Raw genomic sequence first — 24,060 nt, 5'->3', positions numbered from 1 at the left:
CAGCAAATGTTGTTAGGCATTTTCAACAACTCTCTGTGTTCAGAAACAACTTTTTACCTTATTCTCTTTTCGTCTAGTACCTTCTCGGTTTACTCTATCCTGCACAACAGTTACACTCAAATTTAGGTACAAGGTTAAACACCTCTGAACCATGAATAAAATATAATAAAAAACAAGGGATTATAACCTACAATGATTCGGGTCGAAAACTTAAGCCGAGTATACGGAAGCGGAGAGACACAAGTGCATGCACTAAAATCAGTTTCTCTAGAAGTAATGGAAGGTGAATTTGTCGCAGTGATGGGGTCTTCTGGCTCTGGGAAGTCTACTTTAATGAATATACTTGGCTGCTTGGACTCTCCGACCTCCGGCTCTTACTATCTTGCTAATCAAGAAATTCAGGCCGTGGAAGATGAAGCCTTATCACAAATTAGAAATCAAAAAATTGGCTTTATCTTTCAAACATTCCATCTACTTACTCGCCTAACCGCACTGGAAAATGTCATCTTACCGCTAAGGTACACCGAGACTTCCCCATCAGAGGCAAAAAGTCGTGGACTTGCCATGCTAAAAAAAGTAGGTCTTGATAGCAGAGCACATCATAAACCCTTCGAAATGTCTGGCGGACAACGCCAACGTGTTGCCATTGCACGGGCACTCATTAATGAGCCAAAAGTCATTTTTGCCGATGAACCAACTGGTAACTTAGATAGTAAAACCTCACATGAAATCATGGAGTTACTATGCCAGCTACACCAGCAAGGCCATACCATTGTGATGGTAACACACGAGGACGATATTGCAGCATATGCCGAGCGTATCATCAAAATGAAAGATGGCGAAAAAGTCGAGGATAGCCAATGCACAACTACATTATAAGCATCGCCCTGCTCACCTCTTTGCCGGCTTTTGCCAAACCAATCATCGTCTCAGGCCTTATTAAAGCAGGTGAAACTCAGGTCTTTCACGCACCGATGAGCGACTCTTGGAAAACGCAAATTCAGTGGATGCTGCCCGAAGGGGAAGTTGCCAACGAGGGGGATATTGTTGTCGTCTACGATTCTGGCTCTATCGCGACCTCAATCGACCAAGATAAAGTGGCGCTTGATGCTGCAAAAGATGAGTACAAACGAATTGAGCAAGACGGCGCCCAAAAGATACTCGAAGCTCAGTTTCAGTTGAAAAAAACCATTTTGCTCGTCGAAAGAGCCAAGATAGATGCTAGCGTGCCAAAAGCCAATATCAGCACCTACGACTACGAGCAACACCAGCTGACGTTAGAAAAAGCGATTATCGAAAATCATAAAGCCGAAATCAGCTTAAGCAAGGCAGAAACTGAAGCAAAGGCAAATACTCGGAAACAGCAGCTAGAGATAAGGCGGTTAGAAGCGAGCCTTACGCACAACCAAGAACAACTGGAAAAAATGAGTCTAACGGCCAATAATAGCGGGCCCATTTTGTATGCGGACAATCCTTGGCACGGCAACAAGTTGTTTGCTGGCGCAACTGTACAAACAGGTTGGAAAGTAGCAGAAATACCTTCTACAGCAGGTCTGTATTTAGAAGCCTGGATCCATGAAGTAGATGCTCTTGGTATTAAGGAAGGTCAAACCGCCGATTTAAAATTTGACGCCTTTCGCTCATCACCAACGCTAGGTACGCTCACTGAGCTATCAACACAACCTGAAAAGCGCCAAGACTGGGGCCAAGGCATGTATTTTCGGGCTAAATTCACATTCAACACCGATTTGCCACTGCTGCCAGGCATGAGCGGAAGCATAACTTTGCCAGGAGAGAAAAATGAAAGTTAATTTGCTGGCAATAATTATTCCACTCTATTTACTTGGCTGCAGTCAGGCCCCCAGCGATATACATATCGTTAAGGCACAGCCAATCACTATCACTGTAGAAGCAAATGGTGAATTAGAATCAAAAAGCCGAGCGTTGATAGCCCCTCCTTCAATCAAGCGTATGTGGCAGTACAAGATAAAGCAGTTAATGCCAGAGAATACCACGGTTCAAAAAGGCCAAACCGTTGTTTCTTTTGACGATCAAACCGTTAGAGATCGCTTGATGGAATATAATTCGAAGCTAAGTCAAGCGCAAAAAGAGCTAGAAAATAAACAAGCTCAAGTCGAGAAGCAAGAAGAAGAATACAAACTCGCACTCGCTGAAGCGCAAATGAACTTCGATAAGGCAAAACGCCGCGCAGAGATCATAGATAACTCACGCTCAGACAACGACCGAAAAAAGGCGCAAATCGATTTCACCATTGCAACCAATGATTTAGAACTTGCCCGCGGCAAACTCGCTTTTCATCTAAACAACAAAGAACTGAGTATCCAAATGGCAAGAAGCAAGGTTGCACGAATGGATGCTGAAGTAAAAGAACTAAAACGTGACATAGAGCGTTTACAAGTAAAAGCGCCAATGGATGGGTTAGTTGCATATCGCGCAAACAGGGAAGGAGAAAAACCCAGTGTGGGTGAGTCCATACAGTTTGGTCAACCAGTTGTTGAGCTATCGGTTATTGAACAAATGCAGGTAAAAGCACAAATTAAAGAAGCCGATTTTGGACGGATAAAATTGGGGCAAGCAGTAAAAGTTACCATAGACAGTGCCGACGGCTATGTTATCGGTGGGACACTCATTGAAATAGGAAAGGCCTTTAGGGAAAAGTCGTATCAAGATAAAAGCCGCATTGTTGATGCTATTATAGAGCTGGACAAAGTCGATCCCGAAAAGCTGCGGCCAGGCTTGAGTGCTCGTATAGAGATAGTGACAGCACAACTCGATAACGCCTTGACCGTGCCATTAAACGCGTTAAAACAAAGCGCGGGTAAAGTACATGTAAGCACAAATAGCGGAGAGAAAGAGGTCACTGTCTCTTATACCACACCGACGCTTGCCGTGATTTCTTCTGGTATTAGTCAAGGCGCGGAGGTAAAGCTATGAAAAAAACATTACTCGCAGTCATTGTCCCACTATGGTTACTTGGCTGCCAAGAAGCACCTGAGCAGCCAGCGCAACTACTATATACCGTAGAGTCGAAGCCATTTTCGATTACTGTGGATGCAGAAGGCGAATTGGAAGCCGCAAGTGAAACCGTCATATCCGCCCCAACCTCAGCAAGAGGGGCTCAGACGCTCGCATGGATCATGCCAGAGTACACTCAGGTGAAAAAAGGCGATGTTATCGCACGATTCGATGGCAGCCAATTAGAAAGACGAAAACGCTTTAGTGAGTTCGACAAAGGCAAAGTCGCGCAAGATATTACGGTCACCGATAGTGATTTAACCACGAGAAAGTCCCATTTGGATAGCGACAAGGTTATCGTTAGTGAAGAGAAACACTTTGCCGAAACCTTTTCAGTTGACGATGAACGGATCCGCTCAAAGCTCGACATTTTAGATCAAATGCAAAATGTTGAGTATCTCAATGCAAAAGAGGCTTATTTTGGCTGGCAGACAGAGCAGTTTTCATCTTCAGCTCTTGGAGAAATGGAACTGTTAAAATTGCAGTCAAAGCAGCATGAAAGCAAAATTGCGATGTACAACGCAAACTTAGAAGGTCTTGAGGTCATCGCGCCACATGATGGCTTACTTACCCTCAGTGCCGATTGGCGTGGAGAGAAGCCCAAATCAGGTCAAGCACTATGGCCTGGGCAAAAGATCGGGGGGTTACCAGATATTTCATCCCTGCAAGCTAAGCTTTTCGTTCATGAAAAAGAAGCGCTTGGCCTTGCGATTGGCCAAAAGGTTGCGTTTACCCTGCTCTCCAATAGCGATGAGCGCTTTGATGGTAAAATCACAAAAGTATCACCTTACCCACAATCTATTCGTCGTGGAGATCCACAAAAATACTATGAGATCATTGCGAGCCTTGATGAGACTCCAGCCCACATCAAGCCGGGCAATAAAGTACTCGCTACGGTATTTGTCCAAGAAAATAAACAAGCGTTACTCGTGCCTAAACATAGCGTGATCAATGATAACAACGCATTTTTTGTTCAAGTTAAAGACGGCAGCCAGTTTAAACGCGTAAAAGTGGAATTAGGCCAAAGCAACCTAAGCCATACTGAAGTATTGGCAGGGTTATCTCCCAAACAACAAATTGCACTCGTCGCGAATAAGGAACTGTAATGAAATATTTGGATTTATTTACCGACGCTATTGTGCAATTAAAGCAGCATAAGCTCAGAACCCTATTGACCTTGCTCGGCATGATTTTTGGTGTGGGTGCCGTTATTGCTATGTTAAACATCGGTGAAGGTGCTGAACGAGAAGCGCTTAAAATGATCGATTCTATGGGGATCAATAATGTTATTGTCAGCGCTAAAGACATTGAAGAGAATGACCTAAAAGAACAACGAAAACACTCGCAAGGTCTTAATCTATTAGACGGCCAAGTGATTGTCGACGCCCTGCCCTTTGTTAGTGACTTTTCGGCTGAGCGACTGGTGGATACCTACCAAATATTTAGCGAATTCGGCAGCTTTGAAGGAGAAGCCGCGGGCGTCACAGCAAACTATTTTAGCCTTGCACATTATGAACTCGCGACGGGTCGCCTGCTAAATACTGAAGATAGTAAGGAATATAGGCAGGTTGCATTACTCGGCGCAAATACCGCAAAAACTCTGTTTCCCCTCGGGAGTGCTGTTGGTCAACAAGTAAAAATTAACCATTTATGGCTTGAGGTTGTTGGCATTTTGCAAGCACCGCACCTGAACAAAAAGGAGTTTCAAGGCGTTGCCCTAGGTGGTGAACAAAGCCGTATTTTTGTTCCGCTAACGACCGCCATTCATCGCTTTAATAAAGGATTACTTGAACCAGAGGTTACCGAACTAAAACTCGCTATCGACAAATCTCAGAGTCCAATTTTGGCATCTCAAGCTATCACCAACATATTAACCAATCGCCATAGCGATATTGATGACTATAGGCTAACCATTCCCGCAGCTTTGCTTGCTCAGCAAAAACAAACACAGGCTATTTTTAATATGGTGATGTCTTGCGTTGCGGGTATATCACTCCTTGTTGGTGGTATTGGTATTATGAATATCATGCTCGCAACCGTACTTGAACGAACCAAAGAAATTGGCTTATTACGCGCAATCGGTGCGACTCGGAAAAATATTCAAGTTCAGTTTATTACAGAGAGTTTTACCATCTCGATACTCGGAGGGCTATTAGGCGTGGTGTTTGGTATTTTACTTTCAGAGATAATTGCATTTTATTCAAACTGGGCGGTTTCTTGGTCTCTGAGTGCTATTATTCTTTCTTTTAGTATTTGTGCCTTAGTTGGCTTAACATTTGGTGTATATCCTGCAATCAAGGCTTCAAAGCTAGACCCGATCGAAGCCTTACAAAGTGATTAACCAATTAGGAAGGCACTAACGCCATCCTTTATTTTGAGACTAAAATAACCTGAGCTGCGGATAACTAATGCCTTTCTAGCAGCCAGTTTTAGCGCTAACTGCGTTGAATTCACTTCCAATAGCCAGCTATTGGTGCGTAAATTCGCCTTGTTTTCCCTAAAACTCTCTGGCTAGACAAGGAAAAAGCTAAGTTGTGCTTTAGCAACAATGAGTTGGAACATTCCTTATCCAAACCTCAGGTTAAAATACTTTTTCGCATACAGCTCAGTGACCAAAGTCATTAACTAACCAGAACTCGGGATAACAACTTGTTCTCTAGCAGACGTTATCCCTTACTACTGCGTTAAATTTGCTTGCAATAGGCCAGCTATTGACGCACAAATTTGCCTTGTATTAAGAAATAACTTCTGGCTAGAGTGATATTACGCTTTTGAACTTAGTGGTTTTAGTGGTTTAACTTACTTCTTATCCCGAATTCAGGTTAACTAGCACGCTTTTTATTGGACTTTTTTTCGCCACAAGGTAAACTTTTATCCGATTTAACTCAAAAATAACAGGAAGCATTATTTGAGCAAAGAATGCTCGTATGACTTGTGTTGTTTTACTGCTTAATAAATCATTAAATATTTAATTAAGCTTTGAAAAATAGCTAACACAGTTAAAATGCTGCTGAGAATGGAACTTCAAGGACAAATAATGAAAAAAGTAACGCTTATCGCGCTTTCTCTCGCCTCACTCACTGCTTGTAAAAGTAATGATATCAACCGTGTCGTGAATGACGGTGTAGACGGTGCTATTAATGGTATTTTTGGCAGTTCAGGTACCGTTGTTTCAGCAACCGGTAGTGGCTCTAGTAACGATTACTCAGTCGAAAAAGAAGACATATGGCCTCATCAAGCAACGAAAACGGCTCGAGACTATGGCTCATTGGCGTTTGTAAAAACGGCAAAAAACCCAAGTGGTAAAACTAGACTTAAGTTTAATGAATGCAAACATCCGCGAATTGGCAAAATAAGGTGCGAAGGCTATCTATACGAAGTTTCACCAGAGGGCTGGTTGGTCAAAGGCGATACTATTCACTTTGGCACACGCCATTACGCTGACATTGTTATTCCAGCCGGCCAATACTATATAAAGATAAAAGGTGAAGATGTGGGTAAAAAAGTCTATGCGACCGGAACCATAGAAATAGTGCCCTTTGTAACTAACTACATCAATGTAACCGTCCAATAAAAAATCACAAAAAGTACCTAGCTTTTGCAAAGTCACTAGGTACTTTTTACCAGAGCAATTTCCTCTTTAATCAAGCAACCTAAAACAACACTTCTTATCCTTTTTATTTCATCAATAGTGCGCAAAAATTCCCAATAAAGAAACACCCAGTAACCCCACCAGCATTTAAATTTACTTTAAATTACAAAATGATGATTACTTCCTCTAGCGTGTGAGCTTTTCTTACGTTTTTCTCAGGCCCCAAAGAATTTAGATTTATTCAATAATAATAATTAGTTAGATAAAAATAACAAAAAACAAAATCGCTCCCTAAATTCCCTGCGAAAACATAAAGTTATAATTTTGTTTATTTTTTGTTATTTATTTATTTGAAATTCTTTATTACCTTAGAGTTTGTGCTCAAAGTAATAGCACTAATAATCAGCCGCACTCATTCGCTCTTTTATCTCATGTACTGAGTAGTTGCGTTTTAGTGGGAAGGAATCTTCAAAATAATTATGGAGTTAACATGCAAGGGTTAAAGTCTCTGTGCGTTTTAGCATCTGCGATAAGTATGTATTGTCACGGCGCTGAACGCGTCTCTTTATTCAATGACACGCAGAAAATTGCGTCTACTTTACAACAAAAACAATCCACATTTGGTGATGATTCTAATCAAAACTATCTACTCGCGCTTAAAACATTTGCTGCGCAATACACAGGTCACACACTTACATTTCATCAAAGCCAAGTAGATCAAACTAGGCAAAGCCATACCATAACTCAAAAATACCAAAATATACCTATCTGGAATCACGACCTTGTTGTGCTTACGGACGAAAATGGCGTAGTTGAGCAAGTTTATGGCGATCTCATTGTAGACGTTGCTAAAGATTTACCTGCACTAACTCCAGCGTCTGATGACCAACTTAACGCAGCATTAGATTCAATCATCTCGCAATTTGCCAGTGAACGCCCTAGAGTTTTTCGACGTAAATCAACAGAAGAAGTTATTTATATAGATGATCGCGGTAAAGCTCGACATGCAGCTAAACTTACCTTTTTCACCGATTTTAACTCTGCTCCTTTTAAGCCTCAAAGGATCATCTCCTTTGTCGATTTAACAACAAACGAGCTTATCAACCAATCCGATGTATTGCAGCGGGTTGTGTATGAAGGTGGAAGCGGTCCATCTGGCAATGACAAGATTGCACGTCCAGATTACCAACAAGCTGATTATGTTTCCTACCCACCAAAGACCTTTGTCGTCGCAATGGAAACCGATGCTCAGCAAACTAGCTGCTTATTTGATGCAAAGAACGTTGAGACCAGAAACTACAATCACGGCACAGCGCAAGTTAATACGCCTTATAGCTATAACTGCTCAGATTCAACTCGTAATGATTATAAAGAATATCACGGAGCTCGCTCTGCTTTGAATGATGCCCATCATCACGGACAAACAACGAGTTTAATGTTCGAAGCATATCTGGGACATAAGCCCTACTATAATAAAAAGATAATTCAGAATGTCCATTATGGTCTGAATATGGATCAGGCATTTTATGAAAACGGCGAGGTCTATTTTGGTGATGGGGACTACCTCTTTTACCCTATGGTTTCCTTAGATGTTGTCGCTCATGAAATCGCCCATGGTTTTACTGAGGAGTATGGCTCAAGTACACCAAAGTCAATGTTGACAGGTCAGGCTCGTGCTATCAACGAAGCGTTTTCCGATATGGCTGGTGAGGCAGCTGAATTTTTTTACTCTGGATCGAATGACTGGAAAAGCAATCACGAAACATTCCGCCTAGATGATGCTCTACGTTATTTTGAAACTCCGACGCTAGATGGAAACTCAATCGATCATGTTGATGACTATGACGACTCAGTCACTTCCCACCATGGCGCAGGGGTGTTTAACAAAGCTTTTTACTATCTTACTACTGCTGACTTAGATAGTGACCCCTCTCCTTGGAATACAAAATATTCCTTCATTCTATTTGCTAACGCAAATAAAAATTGCTGGACCAGCAATAGTACTTATCTTACTGGTGCAGATTGTGTAATGCGACAAACCCACACAGTGACTGATCAGCTGACTCAAGATGGGGTTACAAAGCAAGATGGTAGTAACTGGCAAGCCACTGAATTACAAAACCACGTACGTAAGGCATTTGCACAAGTCGGTATAAGTTTAAAGGTAGACCGTGGACTTGAGAGCGAACTTGGTTTTGATCGCCAATTCTTAGCTTTTGACTTTAAAAACTTAACCCGTAGTGATGGCCAGCAAGTCTCGGCAAGTAATAGCGAAGGCTGGCAATGGCAGTGGAACTTTGGTGATGGAAGTGCACAAAACAGCGCCTTTGAGCCCAAACATAATTTCACTACCGCAGGCAAATACAACGTTGAGCTGACTGCCATCGCACCTTCTGGCCAGTCCGATACATTTGTACTACCCATTGAAGTATTTGATGACTATTGTCCGGCACAAGGCATCAATCACAGTAAATATTACCTATCATCAGTTTCGTTAAATAGTTACAAAAATGATTCCACCTCAAGCAATTACAGTGATTACTCATATGATGTCGTCGAAGTAAAAGACGGTAAAGCACTCAATGTAACGCTGACCGCAGCGCCACACCCAGATACTCAAGACAAAACAAAGAATTTTTATGTCTGGTTAGATAAAGACAACGATGGCTTATTCCATAAGACTGAGGAACTTGTACTCTTTGGAAGCAGTAAGACGCAATTGGCTGGCGACATCTCATTGAGTGGTGAGTTAAATCAAAGCTATCGCCTTCGTACTATGGTGTCATTTGGTTTAGTGAAGTCTGCATGCGGAGATATGTCCTGGGGCGAAGTCGAAGACTACACAGTTAAACTCACTGAAAACAATGACCCTGTTGATTTGAGAATCACCGCCAACCAAGGTGTTAATCAAATGAGTTTTGATAACAACACGGTTGATGCACGTGTTAAACGTTGGAAATGGGAATTTGGAGATGGCTCAACCAGTAGTAAAAAATCACCTACTCATCAATATGCGCAAGCTGGAAGCTATACGGTCGAGCTAAAAGCATATGACAGATTCAACAAAGTCATAGGAAATTGGAACAAACAGGTTCAGTTTAACACAACTATCACCGCAAGATTCACACCTCGTAAATCCGGTAGCACTGTTTATGTAGACACAAACCAAAGTGTTATCCCTCAAGGTAGCACCATACAGTGGCAATTTGGTGATGGTGCCACGTCCTCGGTAAGAGACACTCAGCACACCTACCAAGCTGATGGTGAATACACTATTACACTCACAGTTAACCATGTTGATGGTACACAATCGGCCAGTGAAACGGTAAAAATTGGCGAGACAAGCTTTATTCCTGAAGTGAGCTACACGGTAGCCGAGCAAGCAGACGGTACGTTTAAGGTCAGCTTTAATAACACCACCGCAAAACCTGACAATGCCGCTTGGAATCCTAATGTCACTTTAGTATGGGATTTCGGAGACGGATCAACGCACAATCAGAATGATAGTTTCGGCCAAGATACAGTTCATACCTATCAAGCAGCTGGAACCTATACCGCAAGCTTGACTATCAGTTATGACAAACCTTGGTGGCATGATCGAGGAGAACGAGTCACTGGTACCAAGAATATGGTGTTAGAACTAAAGGCCACTCAGCCCGTTGAATACTGCACAGCTGTAGGTATCACTGATTATGAACACATCAGCAGTGTGACTTTCAATCAAGATGGTCCGTTTAGCAATGCGCAGCAGTCTGGTGTTGTTAATCCTAACAATCCAATCAAACTCTATGCCACACAGAATAATACCTATCGTATTGAAGCTGGCTATGCTGGCACAGAAACATTCGCTGAAAATTATCATATTTGGATTGATTTAAACAATGATGGTCAATTTGGTGATGGTGACTGGAGAAACAACAAATCAGAACTTTTAGTAATGGACTTCGACCAAACTAACCAAGACTACGGCAAAGGTTATGTTGAAGGTGAATTTAGCATTCCAAGTAATAAGTTGTCACAACCTGTCACGACGACTCGTATGAGAATTTTGCAGTATTACGGATTTAGCAGAGTAAACAGTATCGATCCTTGCTCTGACTATAGCAGTGCCGCAACCTCGGGGAGCGGAGAAATTGAAGACTACCTTGTAGAAATCTATAAGAATTAAGGAAAATAACATGAAAAAACTAAACAAAAAGGTGCTCATGCCGCTTGCAATCGCGTTAGCAGTCAGTAACGCAGTAGCTGCTAGCAACAGTGTTGATCAACAAGCCACCTCTGCATCGAAGCAAAAGTCTGAACCAGCAGCGATACAAGGCACCGCGGTAACTCAACCGGATCAATTCGGGATCCGTAAACTCGATATGTCCAACCCGCAGCACTATCAATTAGCAAAGTCTCGATTAATGAAGGCAAATCGTATTGAGAGTGAATTCCCACAGCTACACAAAACACTAGACGTAGCAAAAGGACAGCACTTATCAGCAAAAATGAACATCACAACGTCCGCAGTACCACCTGTTAGCGAAACGGATGTGGATATCATTAAAGAAGCGCATTTCTTCTTAGATATGAACCTAGCCATTTCATCAGATACTAATGAACCATACCTGATTGTACGTGCGAAAAGCTCTCGTTTTGGCGGCACAAAAGCGACCTACATCGACTTATTACTAGAAGATGCAAACGGCAATCAGCTTGCGCCTTTAGGTTCTACATTTAATGTATTAGATGGTAAAGACACGCTTGCAACTTCGACTATTTCACTAAAGTCATTGAAAGCAAACTTTCCCGACCTAGATACCATTTACGCCAGTTCATACGTTGAACTTGAGCAAGAAGATGGCACTATCAGCACGACGATGAAGTACACTGAATACCCATTCTCATGGGAACACTTTGAAGCGCTGTATGGCTCTACTTCACCAGTTGCAAAAGGTGAGGCTTCTGCACTTAGCGTAGGGATCAGCTCATCATTGGATACACGTCCGAAATACAATGCGACTGCGCCTATCGATAAGAACAACGACGCTGTTATTAAGATCTGTTTAAACCGTAGTCACACTGACTGTGACTACGCAGCAGATCAATACCGTGAACCGAATGAAATTACCGATGTAAATATTCCATTCAATGGCGAATTACGCGTTCCTCACGAGATCACTGAAATCTATCCAACTGTGGGCGATTTACCAAACGGTATAGATGAACCAACGAATATCTATCTACAAGAAGGTATCTATGGCGGCGCGACAAAGCAAAGCTACAAAGGACTCGAAAACGCCGTTAAGCAATTTTCAGATTACTTGGAGTTTGAAGTTGATACAGTAAACCAAGAGTCGATTATTCGCTGGAATATTCCACGTTCAGAAGGACGTTTTGGTAATGCTAAACTGTTCTCTAATATCGCTGAAGCAAACTGGTATATGACCTTTGCTGTGAAAGGTTATCCGTACTTTAAGAAAGGACGTGGTGGCGCCGTTGCATTCCAAGTTTCACTAACCTCAGAAACATCAACACGTTTTGGTAACTTCTATAGTGAAGTATTGCCTATGATGAAGCTAGGGTACAGCTGTCTAGCAACGGGCACAATGATCACCATGGCCGATGGAAAACAACTTGCTATTGAAGACATTGCGAAAGGCGATTTGGTATTAGGTGCACTTGCTTCGAATACCCAAGTTAAAGAACCAATGCAAGTTATTGATGTGTCGGTTGGGATTGAAGCTATCAAGATGTATCGCGTAAAAGGCGCCGATGGCTCTGATATCTTAACTACTGAAACTCACCCAATTTCAACGTCAAATAAAGGAATTATTTGGGCGAAAGAACTAAAAGTTGGTGACCGTATCTTAACTGAGGATGGGTCAGTGCTGGTTACTAGCGTGACCAAAGAGAAGTATCGCGACAAGATTTATAACCTAAAACTTGCTCCAACAGCAGATTCTAAACTAGCTGAGTCTCGTAATTTTGCCATGTTTGCCAATGGTATGGCGGTAGGCGATCTTGCTACACAAGATGAGTTCAACTACAAAGATCAGGACTTACGCATGTCAGAAGAAGAGATTCTTCAACGTCTTCCTGAAAAGTGGAAAACAGACTACATCAACAGCCTGAACTAATCGCTGCATCTGGCCTCTCCTATTGAGGGGCCATACTTCTCAGTAAGGAATTCAACATGAAATTTATATATTCTCCATTGGCACGTGCCATGGGGGTAGTGGGACTTTTTGCCTGCAGTTTTTCAGCTACTGCGGGTCAAGTTGCTAATCCAGAGTTCACTACCCAAGCAAATAATTCTGATTTAGACTCAGTGACACTCGGTACTGCTTACCATAGCGAAAAAGAAGGCTTTTATGCACTGCAAAGTGTACTTGGTCGAGTTGATGAAACCTATGGTAATACCGAAATGGATTTTGTAGTCGGTGTAGATATGAGCTATAGCCAACTATCTAGCATGCTAGATGGTAACTTAGGCGCTGCACTTGATGTTCCTGTCATAAAAGTTGGGGTTGGCGCAAGCTACGCAAAACAAAACGCCGCAGATAACTACACCGGCACTTACACCCTATTTCTCTCCTTAAAACCAAAAAAACGGCTGTTAGTTGCGGATCCTCAAACCGGGTTTAAACCTACACAAGCTGCGCTTGATTTGGTCAATGCTAACCCTGGAGATAAATTCAATAATATTGGTAATGAGTTTATATCTGCGATTGAGTACGGCTCTCAAGTTATGATCAATCTCAAGTTTCAATATAAAAATGACGAAGACAAAGTCAAATGGGGTGGTCAGCTTGGTGTAGACTGGGCGGGTAAAGTCAGTGTCAGTGGTAAACTGCAAAAAGTAGACGAAGATGTGAAGCGTAACATCAAAATTACCGTTTCTGCGCTACAACTTGGTGGTGATCCGACTGAACTTTTGAAGGTGATCCCTAATCAACTCGTCAACTGTACGATGGAAAACCCAACACCATGCTTTGATGTATTTAAAAACAGTATCGATTACATCAAAACTAACTACGTAACTCAGTTTGATACCTTAGATAAATACAATGTCGGTCGAGTCTTGACACAAAGTTATACTGACTCAGGGCCAAGTCTATCCCCGTTAGTACCTGATGATGTCTATCCTGCCAAAAGCATCCTAACTAAATTGGCGCTCAAAAACATGAGCGATGATTGGGTGCAAGCAATTCTCGACAATCGTCGTGCCGATAACCTACTCAATTACTATGCCAGTGAGTTGAATAACTCACATCGAACTGCATTAGAAACTATTCGCGATAATGCACTCTTTAACTCATTTATTCTGGCGGACGCCGTTGACTACTGTAAGCGTAATCCAATTGGTAATTACTGCCGCGATAGAGAGTTACAGACTCGTGGCCGCGTTCATCAGTATGACCGTAAATGGCTAGAATTATAAGGAATAAGACTATGTTAAAAGTCATGCTAACCAGCACATTAATTGCCTCCTTTGCTGCCACAATTACACCATCAGCGCAGGCAAATACGACTTTATTTGAATCTCGAGATGTACTTACGCCACAACAAGCGCTAGGACGCTTTCAATGGTTGGAAAAGTGCTACCCAGGACTATTGGTTGAAGTCTCTGATAATATCTTTGATCCCACTACTCCCATTCCAAATGATGAGAAAATAGCAAATCTTAAAAAAGTAATGCTATACAAGAATAGTACCCTCAGGACTGATGCGAAATACCTTACCTTTGGAGATGAAGACAATGCGAATCCAAAGAATTGGTTTGCGGGGAAATCGCCAACGACATCTTGTTTGCAAATCCCGTCTGATTACCGGATCAGTGCTGTAATGATCACACCTGCAATACCGAATTATTGCACCACGAAGTCTCGTGAACGTGCTTATGAGTTTATCAAATCGGTTAAATTTTCAAATATTGAAAATACCAGTAGCAACACCTTTTACAGTAACTATGTCGGCGATACCGCGAAAATATATGCAGATAAAAGCTACCAGTTAACGTTAACTCCAGGATTTAGTAGTGCAGAAACATATCCAGAGACTTGGCATGTGTTTATTGACTGGAACCAAGATGGTGATTTTAACGATACAAAAGAAACCTTATTTGCTGGTGTTTCTGAGCAAGCAGTTCAGGTAGAAATTACACCGCCAACGGGCGCCAAAAAGGGCATGACGAAAATGCGCGTCACTATGGATTACTTGGGTGGCAGCAATGACGCATGTAAAGAAGTAGACTCCGGAGAGGTAGAAGATTACCTCCTTTACGTGAAGTAATAGGTGGCAACATGAACTTATACAAACAGACTATCGCGGCACTTATTGCCGGCACTACATCTTTCGCATTCGCAGATTCCAATTTTGTGAAAGAAGCGGAATTAATGCAAAAAGCACAGAATGTAAATACTTTTCAGAGCGAAATCCCTGGATTGATGAACGATCACATTGTACTAGGTACGGCTTATAACAGTGACCAAAAGCGCTTTTTGAATGTTCAAACTGTCGCAGGGGAAACTGTTGAAACTCTCGGTAATACCCGTGTGCAATTTGAACTAGTAAACAATGGCAGCTATGACGAAGTGCTCCGTCAACTCAATGGTAATGTTGATGTTGATGTTGGCTTTCCAGTCATTCGTGTGAAAGCTGGCGGTCACTTAGCCAAAGAGATGTCCTCGACTGAATTTTCTAATACTTATACTTTCCAAGCATCATTAACACCGAAAAAACGTGTACTTATGCCAGCGGATGCCAACATTGGTTACACCTTGACTCCGTCAGGTAATACGCTAGCAAATGAGTACCAAAGTAAGCTAATGAGCATGGCTGGCGATGGATTTATCAGTGAGATTGAATACGGTGCACAGCTACTCATTAACATGAAAATTGAATACTTAAGTGAGCAGCACAAAAGTGAGATTGGTGGTTACTTAGGGGTAAGTTACGGTGCTGGTAATATTGGTATTAGCGTCGATGGTAAGCTTAATTATATCGACGAAGACCTTAAGAAAAGTGTGCGCATTACCGTCAGAGCCTTACAAAAAGGCGGTGATCCTAAACAGCTTCTCAGCATAATCCCTAACAATATTATCACTTGTTCGCTCGATAACTACGAGCCTTGCTTTACTTTATTTGAGCAAGCAGTGAACTATGCGAAGAACGATTTTGGTAATCAGTTTAATGCATTATCTGATTACAACGTAGTGCGTTACAAGGCTACGCCTTACGAGATCAGCTCACAAGATGTACGTCGTTTAGATTCAGGTAATAAAGATATTCGCTTTGAAACCACTTACCGTACTTTATGGCTTGAAGATCAATTCAAAAAGTCGGTTAATCATGAACACCGTGCGCGTGGTGTACTTGCGCAATACGCTAGTTGGATGACGGATGTACAACGTCAAAAAGCAGAAGGTGTACAAGAAGCGGCTTACAACAATGCATGGATTTATGAGCAATATGCTCGAGTTTGTCGCGATAATCCTTATGGTACAGCTTGTACAGATGCGTGGAACGATTACCTAAATACCTGTAGTGGTAGTGGCGTCGGCTGCATACAAAACTACACGCTTGCCGATCTGAATATACCAGCTGATAACATGACGCAATACTTCAAATGTGAAAATGCCCGAGAAGCAACAGCAAACTTTGGGGTTGAAGAAAATCATGTATCACTTGGGTTTAGACAGTTGGGCTGGGCGCCTTCTTTTGTTGATGCAAATGACCCTGCTGCGGGCGTGATGGTTTGGCTACCATGTAAATCAGCCCTGCCAACTTATGGAACCGCTTTTGAAAATTAGTGTGTCGTAAAAACACTAAGACTCAATTAGTCCAATTGAGGCGTGGCAAGTAATAAACAGTAGAATATTGAATTATTACTTCCACGTCTTTTCCACAGTAAACCATCTACAGGAATTTATGTATGCACTTAAGAACCATATTAATAGTGCTCTGTGGCCTGTTAAGCTTCTATACAAATGCACATACCTATTACTCTTTAAATACTGAGCATGAACAACTCGGACAGGGATTTGAACAGGAATTAGGCATACCGCTTGAATCGTGCCTCGATGGTCAGTGGCAATTTCAAGGTGGTAGCATGGGCGACTTGGCTTATCGTGGCGATTTTGACTCCGACACCATGATCAATACTATTACAGGTAGTGTAAAGGCTGGTATCAACTTAGTTATTTTTGGTGGCTCAGCCAAGTTTTCCATGCGCAGGAAAGTAACCAAAAATAGAAATTCAGCTGCCTCAGCGGTCGAGTTAACCTATGAAAAAGGAAGTTATAACTTTGAAAATCGAACCACCAAACCCGCTTTTGTCGAGCTGCTCAGTACAGATCCAACTCAGGTAAGAAACCGCTGTGGTGATAGCTTTATTCACAATATCAAACTTGGTTCTCGTATCTATATTACCGCAAAGCTCCATTTTAAAGATCGCACAAAATACGAATGGTTTCAGACCAAAATCAAAGTGAAGTTTCTATTTTTCAGTAAAACTTTTACTAAAACCAAAGTATTTCAAGAGGCAACCAAAGATGCCGTCTATACGATTCAGGTGAATACCGATGGAGGTATGACGCCGGAACTCGCTAGACTCAGTAAAAATGGCACCATGCACTGCAAAACAGATAACCTAACTCCCTGTATTACATATGCCGACAATCTATTTAGCTACTTACTAGACGGTGGTGATTATGTCGACGACCTTAAAGACGAACATTTAAACGTTTTAAAGTACGAAGTCGAAAGCTATGAGGATTCTGGCCATTATGATCTCGCCTATGCTGGTCAAACAGCAATACCTAACCGCTATATTGCACTGTCCGCCAGACTCAGAAGTTATCAAGATTTAGTGTATGACGAAATAGAAAGGTTGAGTGCATTTAAAGCTGTGTCTGAAGACCCGCTTGAAATCGAACAGCTTACAGCTCGTATTACAGCTCGCAATTCTCAGCGCATTGGGCTCGAGCAAGCTGGCGAATACTGTGCGACTCTGCCTGGCACGACTCTATGCGAGAACCGCATTGAATCGGCAATCGCAAACGTTGATTAAACAACACGCTTATTCCGTTATTCACTCGTCCTTATTATTTTGTTCTCCAACCAATGAGGCTATATAGCCTCGCTTCTCGTTTTAATTATCAATGAGTTATAATGGCTCTAGCAAAATGTACTGCTTCCTTTTAGTCTATTGATTTTTCGTTTTTAAAGTCCATATCTAGAGCACAGAGCTATACCATTGCTAGAAACCATGTGTAATTATTGGAAACTAGTATCTAAATAAAGTACACTTCTGCGCTTTCTGACTATTCAATAAAACAAGATATCAAGATGATCAAAAGCGCTATATACAAAGGAATCGTAACTTCATTGCTTGCATCAACTTTAGTCGCATGTGGCGGTGGAAGTGGCAGCGACAGCAATGATACTGGAAGTGACAAACCAATCACACCTACTAACAAAGCCCCTGTAATTGCAAGCATGGCACCAATTACAGCAATGGAAAGAGACTCAATCACAGCCGTTGCCACCTTAACAGATGAAGATGGTGCGATTGAAACTTTGCTGTGGGAGCAAACGGCAGGAACAACTGTCGAGCTGATCAACGATAATAACGAAACGCTCGAATTTCGTGCACCTGACATCAATGAAGCGACCACGTTAACTTTTAAGTTAACTGCGACAGACGATAAAGGAAGCGCAAGCTCACAAGAATTAACTGTCAACCTAAATGCTTACGCTCCACTTTCAAGCTTAACGATTTCAGACGCAGCGCTAGCGCAATGTTTATCAGATACACATCAAGACGTAGGTATTTCAGTTGTTGACTGTAAAGACTACCCAATTGCAACATTAGCAGGGCTCTCTGGTATTAGTGGTTTATCTACGGTATCTATTAAAAACGCAGAATTGGATAATCTCGAAGAATTAGCTCAAATTTCTACGCTCACCGCGTTAAAGCTCGATAACGCGTTTGCCGCAGTCCAGAACAGCTCAAATAATGATGCACATTTAGAACAAATTAGTAAGCTCAATACACTTGAGTCGTTGTCTATTGTTGAAGCCCAAGAAAGTAATAATTATAGTAAGCGCCTAGATTTTTCTTTGTTAGATTTATCAGGCTTTGCACAGCTTCATACGCTTGAAATAGACAACGAAAGTAACCAATATGAAACTATAAAGCTTAGTCAACTTCCAAGTGATAAGCTCACTCGTTTGGCTTTACGTACTCTAAACATTGATGATAAAAATACTCTAAAACGCTTTAGTAACTTGCAAAGTTTATCTTTGACATATATATACGATCTGGACTCACTGTCATTTTTAAACTCTATACCTAACCTCACAGCATTAACACTTGATAATATTGAAGCCGCTGACTCAACGGCAATAGAAACTAAAACAAATCTGACAACACTCGTACTCAACAGAACGCAGATTGAAGATTTCTCATTCTTAGAAAAGTTTAGTGAGTTGGAAAAACTAGGCCTTAGTCGTTATTATAGTGATGCTGAGTTTGATATCGCGGACATCAGTGGTAATACGAAGCTGACATCTTTGTCATTGAACAATTTAAGCGTTGATAACGCCGGCGAGCTATCAACTTTTACGGAACTTCAATCCTTGTCTTTGGAGAGGTTAAACCTTTCTTCTCTTAGCTTTTTACAAGCGATGCAGAAGTTAACATCATTGAAGCTCGATCAGTTACGTAACGTTAATGATCTAGGCTGGCTAAGTTTCACACCAAGCCTAACCGAATTGTACATTCATGAATTGGATAGTAGCGCGGATTTTAGCGCATTATCTGAGCTTGAAAATATGCGCAACCTCACCGTCTACAGCGATTACTCAAACTTTGCACTAGATACGTTAAGTAAAATGCAAGCATTAGAAACACTTAACCTAGAAGTTAGTTTATTTGAGGCTTCAAATGAGGCAACGTTACCGAACTTAAAGACATTAAACGTAAAAAGTAACCGATATTCAAACATGGTCAACTTGGCTAACTTTCCTGCGCTCGAATCAGCTGAGTTATTAAAAGAATACCATTATAGTAATGAAACAAAAATCACAACTCTTGACTCTTTAGGTATAAACACGAGCCTAAAATCGTTAAAGCTCGGCGGCTTTACAGAACTAGAAGATATCACCCATGTATCTCAATTTGAAAACTTAGAAACTCTCTTTATTGACTATTCTCAGGCGACTGATATCTCAGAGGTAGCATCATTAACTAAACTTAAGTCATTAACATTAGGCAACTTTTCCGAGTTTTTTAGAGCTGACATGCTTGCCAGTTTAAACACTCTGGAAAGACTTGAAATAAAAAGTAGTGCCATTTATTGTAATGATCAGGAGCTATTAAAATCTCTCGATGGTGTCACAACAAATCTTTCTAACTCTAACTGTATTATGAAGCCGGTCGATTTGAGCTTAATTACAGATGCGGCACTTAAACAGTGTATTGTAGATCAGAGGTATCAAGATGCTGTCCGTAATACCTCACTCTCTTGCGATGGCTCAGCAATTGAATCATTAAATGGGATTACACAGTTTGAAGCAATTAAGGCTTTAACACTAAGTGGCTCAGTTGACAGTTCGTTGTTACGTGATCCTAGCTTAGCTCAGCTCCACACCTTACAGAGTCTAGATATCTATAGCCTCACGGGTGAACTAACGGCTAAAGCTACACTGCCTCAATCATTGACCTCCTTTGAGTTAAATACAAATAGCCAAACCGTATATGACTTCGCGCTTTTTGGCTTGCCTACTACCTTAACTTATTTGGACTTGGATAATACCAAGCTGACAAACTATGGTTCACTTAAAGATTACACCGAACTTACCCGCTTAAAGTTGAACTATACCAACATTTCAGATCTGTCGCCGCTATTCAATTTGACCAATCTGAAGTATTTAAGTATATATGGAAACCCAAATATCGACTGTGCTCAAGTAAGCAAACTAAAAGAGTCTTTGCCCAATATTTGGATATCTCAAATAACTGCAATTAGCTGCTAGGGCGTTAAGCAATTCAAATAAGCACAGTCTCATTGCGAGGCTGTGTTTCATTTCCACAATAGCCTTCTGTAAATTGTTATTTCAACCCGCTATACTAGCGCAAAAATTTTTTAAGCAAATTTATGGCGCTCAAATCCACCATCATTAAAGCCCAACTATCACTCAGTGATATGGACAGACATGTTTACCAAGACTTTAATTTAACGCTAGCTCAACACCCTTCTGAAAACGAACAACGGTTAATGATCCGTTTACTTGCCTATGCACTGAATGCGTGTGAGGGACTTGAGTTTACTAAAGGCTTATGCGCTGATGATGAACCTGAACTATGGGTTAAGAATTACAGCGAAGAGATTGAGCTTTGGATTGAACTAGGACTGCCTGACGAAAAGCGCCTTAAGAAAGCGTGTAATAAATCAAAGCAAGTGGTCCTCTATACTTATGGCGAAAATAATCAGGCGATTTGGTGGCAAAAACACCAGCCTAAATTATACGACTTTAAGAATCTGAGCATTTTCAGCTTGGACTATAGCGCGACTCAGGCTTTAGCTCAGTTAGCAGATCGTAGTATCAAGCTCACTATTACCATTCAAGATGGCGAAGTATGGGTAAGCTCTGATAGTGCTAATATTGAAATCAAACCACAACAGCTGATGTAACATTTTGCTCAGTGTTAGATGATGTAACTCATTGAAAACTTGATCTCACTGGCAGCGATATCTGCCAGTGCTTTGTTAGAGGTGCTTTACATTAAAGCTTACGCCACACAGAGTTAGTGTCTGGTTGCTGACCGCGCGTCCACCAGCGCGCCTGATATGTCTCGCCCGAGAAAGTGACTTTATCGCCACCTGTGTATACTAAGTCGCTACGCCACGCTCGAACTGTACCGTCATCAGGAATGATTTCTTGCCACACACCGCCTTTACTTGGCAAGGCTCCGCGCGTCCACCAACTAGCTTTGTATTGCACCCCTTGGTACCAAACCACATCACCACCAACGTAGACGGCATTTACATCCCACGTAGTTTTACCCGGCTCAGTCGGTGGCTCAACTGGGTCCGTCGAGGTGGTATCGTTCACTGTGATGTTAAATATGCGTGTTACTTCATTTACGCCATCGCTCACCGTCACTTTACCTGTACTGTGTTGCGTCTTTTCTACCTGAGATGCGGTAAGTGTTACACTAGCACCATTGCCAACCACAGTATGGCCGGGAACATTCCAAGTATAACTAAGCGGCTTACCTTCAGGATCACTAGCAGTCACGCGTAGCGTTACCTGCTGACCTTCGTCAAGTACCACATCGTTAATACCTGTAACTTCTGGGGCTTTATTCTCGGCAACCGTAGCTTTCACATTTACTTTGAGCTGACGATTGACCATATGTTTGCCGTCCGTTACTGCAAGCGTTACCGTGTACACAGCGTCTTGCGTTACGCTAGGCGTCGCAATGGTAACGCGGTTTTGCTCTGGCGTTAACGTTAACGCCGCATCACCTGACCAAGTATAAGAAAGCGCTTTACCTTCAGGGTCAGTGGCTGTTGCCTCCACTTGCACTGATCCCCCTGCCACTACGTTTACTTTGCTCGCAAGTGTCACCGTTGGCGCTTTATTAACAGGCGGCGGAGGCATATCTCCCGCTAAACCTTCATGCATCGCATTGAGAATGTCACCGTTGTCTGCATCAATTTCCCACGCAAATATACCGCCAAGGTTATGCTGAAGAATATATTGGCCTTTGGCACGAACTGAGCGTGGGCTATCGTAGGTTACCAATGTGCCTTTACTCTTATTCCAAACGTACGCGGCCTGTGCTTGTTCATCGTAACCCACTTCAAATCCATTCACGCCTTGCTCGTTGTCACCAATCATGTACTTTTTCAAGCCTTTATAATCAATAACGCCAGCTTCCCAGACACCCTGTGCGGTTGTCCCTTTCAACTTGCCATTCGCAGGGGCAGTCATTGGGTTGCCTGCAACGGCTGCGTTTTGTGGATACACCCCTTCCCAGCCACGACCATACATGGCCGCGCCAACAACTAGCTTTTCACTAGGTACGCCTTGAGCCAGTAACAGCTGGATAGCATTATCCATCGTATAAGCAGGGCCTTTACGTGGCTTGCCATTTTCATCGACACCACTGCCATTACAGGCTTCATTGCTTAAATGCGAACCACAATAGATCCCAGTTTGGTGACCCGTGACATTGTTCCAACCACCATGGAAGTCATACGTCATGGCAAAGATATAATCCATGTACTCAGCAGCACGTTGGTAATCTACGTCTTCGATTTTGTCCCAACCCGTACCAATTGCTGAGGTCAATTCGTATTCTCGGCCTGTTTGCGCTTCAAGCTCATCTAGCATGGCGCGAAGTTCTTTCATTAAGGTGATATACACTTCACCATCGTTGGCTGAGCCAAGGTTTGGATTCGCACCATCTCCACCAGGGAACTCCCAGTCAATGTCAATACCGTCATAGAACTTCCAAGTAGTGAGGAATTCACGCATTGAATTGACAAAGGTGTCGCGGTTGGCTTTGCTATCAAAATCAAAGAAAGGATCAGATAGCGTCCAGCCACCCACTGACGGTAAGATTTTCAAGTCTGGGTTACGCTGTTTCAATGCCATTAATTGCGCATAGGTACCACGGATAGGATCTTTGCTATCAACTCCCGGTAGCGCCTTCTGTACCGCTGCCCATGGGTCGTGGATCACCACTTCATAATCATTAGAGCCACCACAGGCTAACTTCAGCGCGCGTAGGCTATTACCATTTTCTATTTCACCGAGAGACTCATTCGGCCCACAAATTGGAATAAAACCATACAGTAAATGTGTCAGGTTATCTGCTGGGATTTGGGTCACATCGAATTGACGACCATAAATACCCCACTCCACAAAGTAAGCACCAACCACCTTGTTTGGATCGGTATTAAACTGCTTGTTATTGGGGTTTACATTGAGTTTCAGTGGCGCTAAATGCCCACCATCGGTATCCGCGATTACAATCGGCTTTGCCGCTGATGTGGCACATCCTGTCGCGTCACAAAGCTGGATAGTTAACTGATGACGGCCTGAGCGCGTGTAAGGGAAGCGGATCACGCCCGATTTAGTGCCTGCGGCAAGCGCCCCTTCATTAACCAAGTTATCATCGAAAAACACCTTGTAGTGGTCGCCGCCCTTGCCAGACCAAGCGTTCCATTCAATCTCAATATCAACCACTTCTTTAGCCTGAATTAACTGTTTGTATGAACCGCGGCCATAGATATTCACATCAACAAATGAATAGCTTTGTGGCTTCCAAGTGATGCTCGGTGTTGACGGCGCAGCTTGTACGGCGCTTGACGTTATTGCTGCCGCGACAGCAAGAGATGATGAGAGTAATTTAAACATTATTGATACTT

General features: G+C 42.3%; 15 protein-coding genes. 14 read left to right on the top strand and 1 reads right to left on the bottom strand.

From position 1 onward, the window contains the following. The first annotated feature begins 192 nt into the window (after positions 1-192). The 14 genes from PNC201_RS22605 to PNC201_RS22535 all read left to right on the top strand — a co-directional run bounded on the left by PNC201_RS22605 (position 193) and on the right by PNC201_RS22535 (position 21,312). Complete coding sequence (locus tag PNC201_RS22605) at positions 193-879, top strand: ABC transporter ATP-binding protein (RefSeq protein ID WP_102058529.1); 687 nt, start codon at positions 193-195, stop codon at positions 877-879. Next, positions 861-1,811 (top strand): HlyD family secretion protein, encoded by a 951-nt coding sequence (locus PNC201_RS22600; protein ID WP_102058528.1) that lies wholly within the window; start codon positions 861-863, stop codon positions 1,809-1,811. The genes PNC201_RS22605 and PNC201_RS22600 overlap by 19 nt, the downstream gene beginning before the upstream one ends. Beyond that, on the top strand, positions 1,801-2,955 hold the full coding sequence (locus PNC201_RS22595; protein WP_102058527.1) for an efflux RND transporter periplasmic adaptor subunit: 1,155 nt from the start codon (positions 1,801-1,803) through the stop codon (positions 2,953-2,955). The genes PNC201_RS22600 and PNC201_RS22595 overlap by 11 nt, the downstream gene beginning before the upstream one ends. Continuing rightward, on the top strand, positions 2,952-4,142 hold the full coding sequence (locus PNC201_RS22590) for an efflux RND transporter periplasmic adaptor subunit (RefSeq protein ID WP_102058526.1): 1,191 nt from the start codon (positions 2,952-2,954) through the stop codon (positions 4,140-4,142). Before PNC201_RS22595 ends, PNC201_RS22590 begins: the two co-directional genes overlap by 4 nt. Next, complete coding sequence (locus PNC201_RS22585) at positions 4,142-5,377, top strand: ABC transporter permease (protein ID WP_102058525.1); 1,236 nt, start codon at positions 4,142-4,144, stop codon at positions 5,375-5,377. Before PNC201_RS22590 ends, PNC201_RS22585 begins: the two co-directional genes overlap by 1 nt. A gap of 696 nt (positions 5,378-6,073) precedes the next feature. Further along, complete coding sequence (locus PNC201_RS22580) at positions 6,074-6,610, top strand: hypothetical protein (protein ID WP_102058524.1); 537 nt, start codon at positions 6,074-6,076, stop codon at positions 6,608-6,610. 508 nt (positions 6,611-7,118) lie between these two features. Further along, positions 7,119-10,796, top strand: a complete 3,678-nt coding sequence (locus tag PNC201_RS22570) for a PKD domain-containing protein (RefSeq protein WP_102058523.1) — start codon at positions 7,119-7,121, stop codon at positions 10,794-10,796. Positions 10,797-10,806: 10 nt separating this feature from the next. Then, positions 10,807-12,750 (top strand): Hint domain-containing protein, encoded by a 1,944-nt coding sequence (locus tag PNC201_RS22565; protein WP_102058522.1) that lies wholly within the window; start codon positions 10,807-10,809, stop codon positions 12,748-12,750. Positions 12,751-12,806: 56 nt separating this feature from the next. Further along, positions 12,807-14,054, top strand: coding sequence for an internalin (locus tag PNC201_RS22560; protein WP_102058521.1), 1,248 nt, complete (start codon positions 12,807-12,809; stop codon positions 14,052-14,054). 11 nt (positions 14,055-14,065) lie between these two features. Then, a complete protein-coding gene (locus tag PNC201_RS22555; protein ID WP_102058520.1) occupies positions 14,066-14,905 on the top strand; it encodes a GEVED domain-containing protein in 840 nt (279 codons plus the stop codon). Positions 14,906-14,916: 11 nt separating this feature from the next. Next, positions 14,917-16,425 (top strand): hypothetical protein, encoded by a 1,509-nt coding sequence (locus tag PNC201_RS22550; RefSeq protein ID WP_102058519.1) that lies wholly within the window; start codon positions 14,917-14,919, stop codon positions 16,423-16,425. Between the two features lie 122 nt (positions 16,426-16,547). Further along, entirely contained in the window at positions 16,548-17,684 is a 1,137-nt protein-coding gene (locus tag PNC201_RS22545; protein ID WP_102058518.1) for a hypothetical protein, read from the top strand. A 278-nt stretch (positions 17,685-17,962) separates the two neighbouring features. Next, the gene (locus tag PNC201_RS22540; protein ID WP_233525273.1) at positions 17,963-20,653 is read left to right on the top strand and encodes a leucine-rich repeat domain-containing protein; all 2,691 of its coding nucleotides are present in this window, start codon (positions 17,963-17,965) and stop codon (positions 20,651-20,653) included. A gap of 122 nt (positions 20,654-20,775) precedes the next feature. Then, positions 20,776-21,312, top strand: coding sequence for a YaeQ family protein (locus PNC201_RS22535; protein WP_010607423.1), 537 nt, complete (start codon positions 20,776-20,778; stop codon positions 21,310-21,312). Between the two features lie 91 nt (positions 21,313-21,403). Here the strand turns inward: PNC201_RS22535 and PNC201_RS22530 are convergent, their stop codons facing one another. Next, entirely contained in the window at positions 21,404-24,049 is a 2,646-nt protein-coding gene (locus tag PNC201_RS22530) for a glycosyl hydrolase family 18 protein (protein ID WP_102058517.1), read from the bottom strand. Between the last annotated feature and the right edge of the window lie 11 nt (positions 24,050-24,060).

Origin of the sequence: Pseudoalteromonas sp. NC201 (genome assembly GCF_002850255.1) — a bacterium.
Taxonomy (GTDB): domain Bacteria; phylum Pseudomonadota; class Gammaproteobacteria; order Enterobacterales; family Alteromonadaceae; genus Pseudoalteromonas.
This window is presented reverse-complemented; position numbering and strand designations above follow the sequence as displayed.

What these genes read in the sequence shown, in the direction of transcription:
- PNC201_RS22550 (WP_102058519.1), top strand. Translation starts at nt 14,917, where the DNA reads ATGAACTTATACAAACAGACTATCGCGGCACTTATTGCCGGCACTACA.
- PNC201_RS22560 (WP_102058521.1), top strand. Translation starts at nt 12,807, where the DNA reads ATGAAATTTATATATTCTCCATTGGCACGTGCCATGGGGGTAGTGGGA.
- PNC201_RS22540 (WP_233525273.1), top strand. Translation starts at nt 17,963, where the DNA reads ATGATCAAAAGCGCTATATACAAAGGAATCGTAACTTCATTGCTTGCA.
- PNC201_RS22530 (WP_102058517.1), bottom strand. Translation starts at nt 24,049, where the DNA reads ATGTTTAAATTACTCTCATCATCTCTTGCTGTCGCGGCAGCAATAACG.
- PNC201_RS22565 (WP_102058522.1), top strand. Translation starts at nt 10,807, where the DNA reads ATGAAAAAACTAAACAAAAAGGTGCTCATGCCGCTTGCAATCGCGTTA.
- PNC201_RS22605 (WP_102058529.1), top strand. Translation starts at nt 193, where the DNA reads ATGATTCGGGTCGAAAACTTAAGCCGAGTATACGGAAGCGGAGAGACA.
- PNC201_RS22545 (WP_102058518.1), top strand. Translation starts at nt 16,548, where the DNA reads ATGCACTTAAGAACCATATTAATAGTGCTCTGTGGCCTGTTAAGCTTC.
- PNC201_RS22580 (WP_102058524.1), top strand. Translation starts at nt 6,074, where the DNA reads ATGAAAAAAGTAACGCTTATCGCGCTTTCTCTCGCCTCACTCACTGCT.
- PNC201_RS22535 (WP_010607423.1), top strand. Translation starts at nt 20,776, where the DNA reads ATGGCGCTCAAATCCACCATCATTAAAGCCCAACTATCACTCAGTGAT.
- PNC201_RS22570 (WP_102058523.1), top strand. Translation starts at nt 7,119, where the DNA reads ATGCAAGGGTTAAAGTCTCTGTGCGTTTTAGCATCTGCGATAAGTATG.
- PNC201_RS22590 (WP_102058526.1), top strand. Translation starts at nt 2,952, where the DNA reads ATGAAAAAAACATTACTCGCAGTCATTGTCCCACTATGGTTACTTGGC.
- PNC201_RS22585 (WP_102058525.1), top strand. Translation starts at nt 4,142, where the DNA reads ATGAAATATTTGGATTTATTTACCGACGCTATTGTGCAATTAAAGCAG.
- PNC201_RS22600 (WP_102058528.1), top strand. Translation starts at nt 861, where the DNA reads ATGCACAACTACATTATAAGCATCGCCCTGCTCACCTCTTTGCCGGCT.
- PNC201_RS22555 (WP_102058520.1), top strand. Translation starts at nt 14,066, where the DNA reads ATGTTAAAAGTCATGCTAACCAGCACATTAATTGCCTCCTTTGCTGCC.
- PNC201_RS22595 (WP_102058527.1), top strand. Translation starts at nt 1,801, where the DNA reads ATGAAAGTTAATTTGCTGGCAATAATTATTCCACTCTATTTACTTGGC.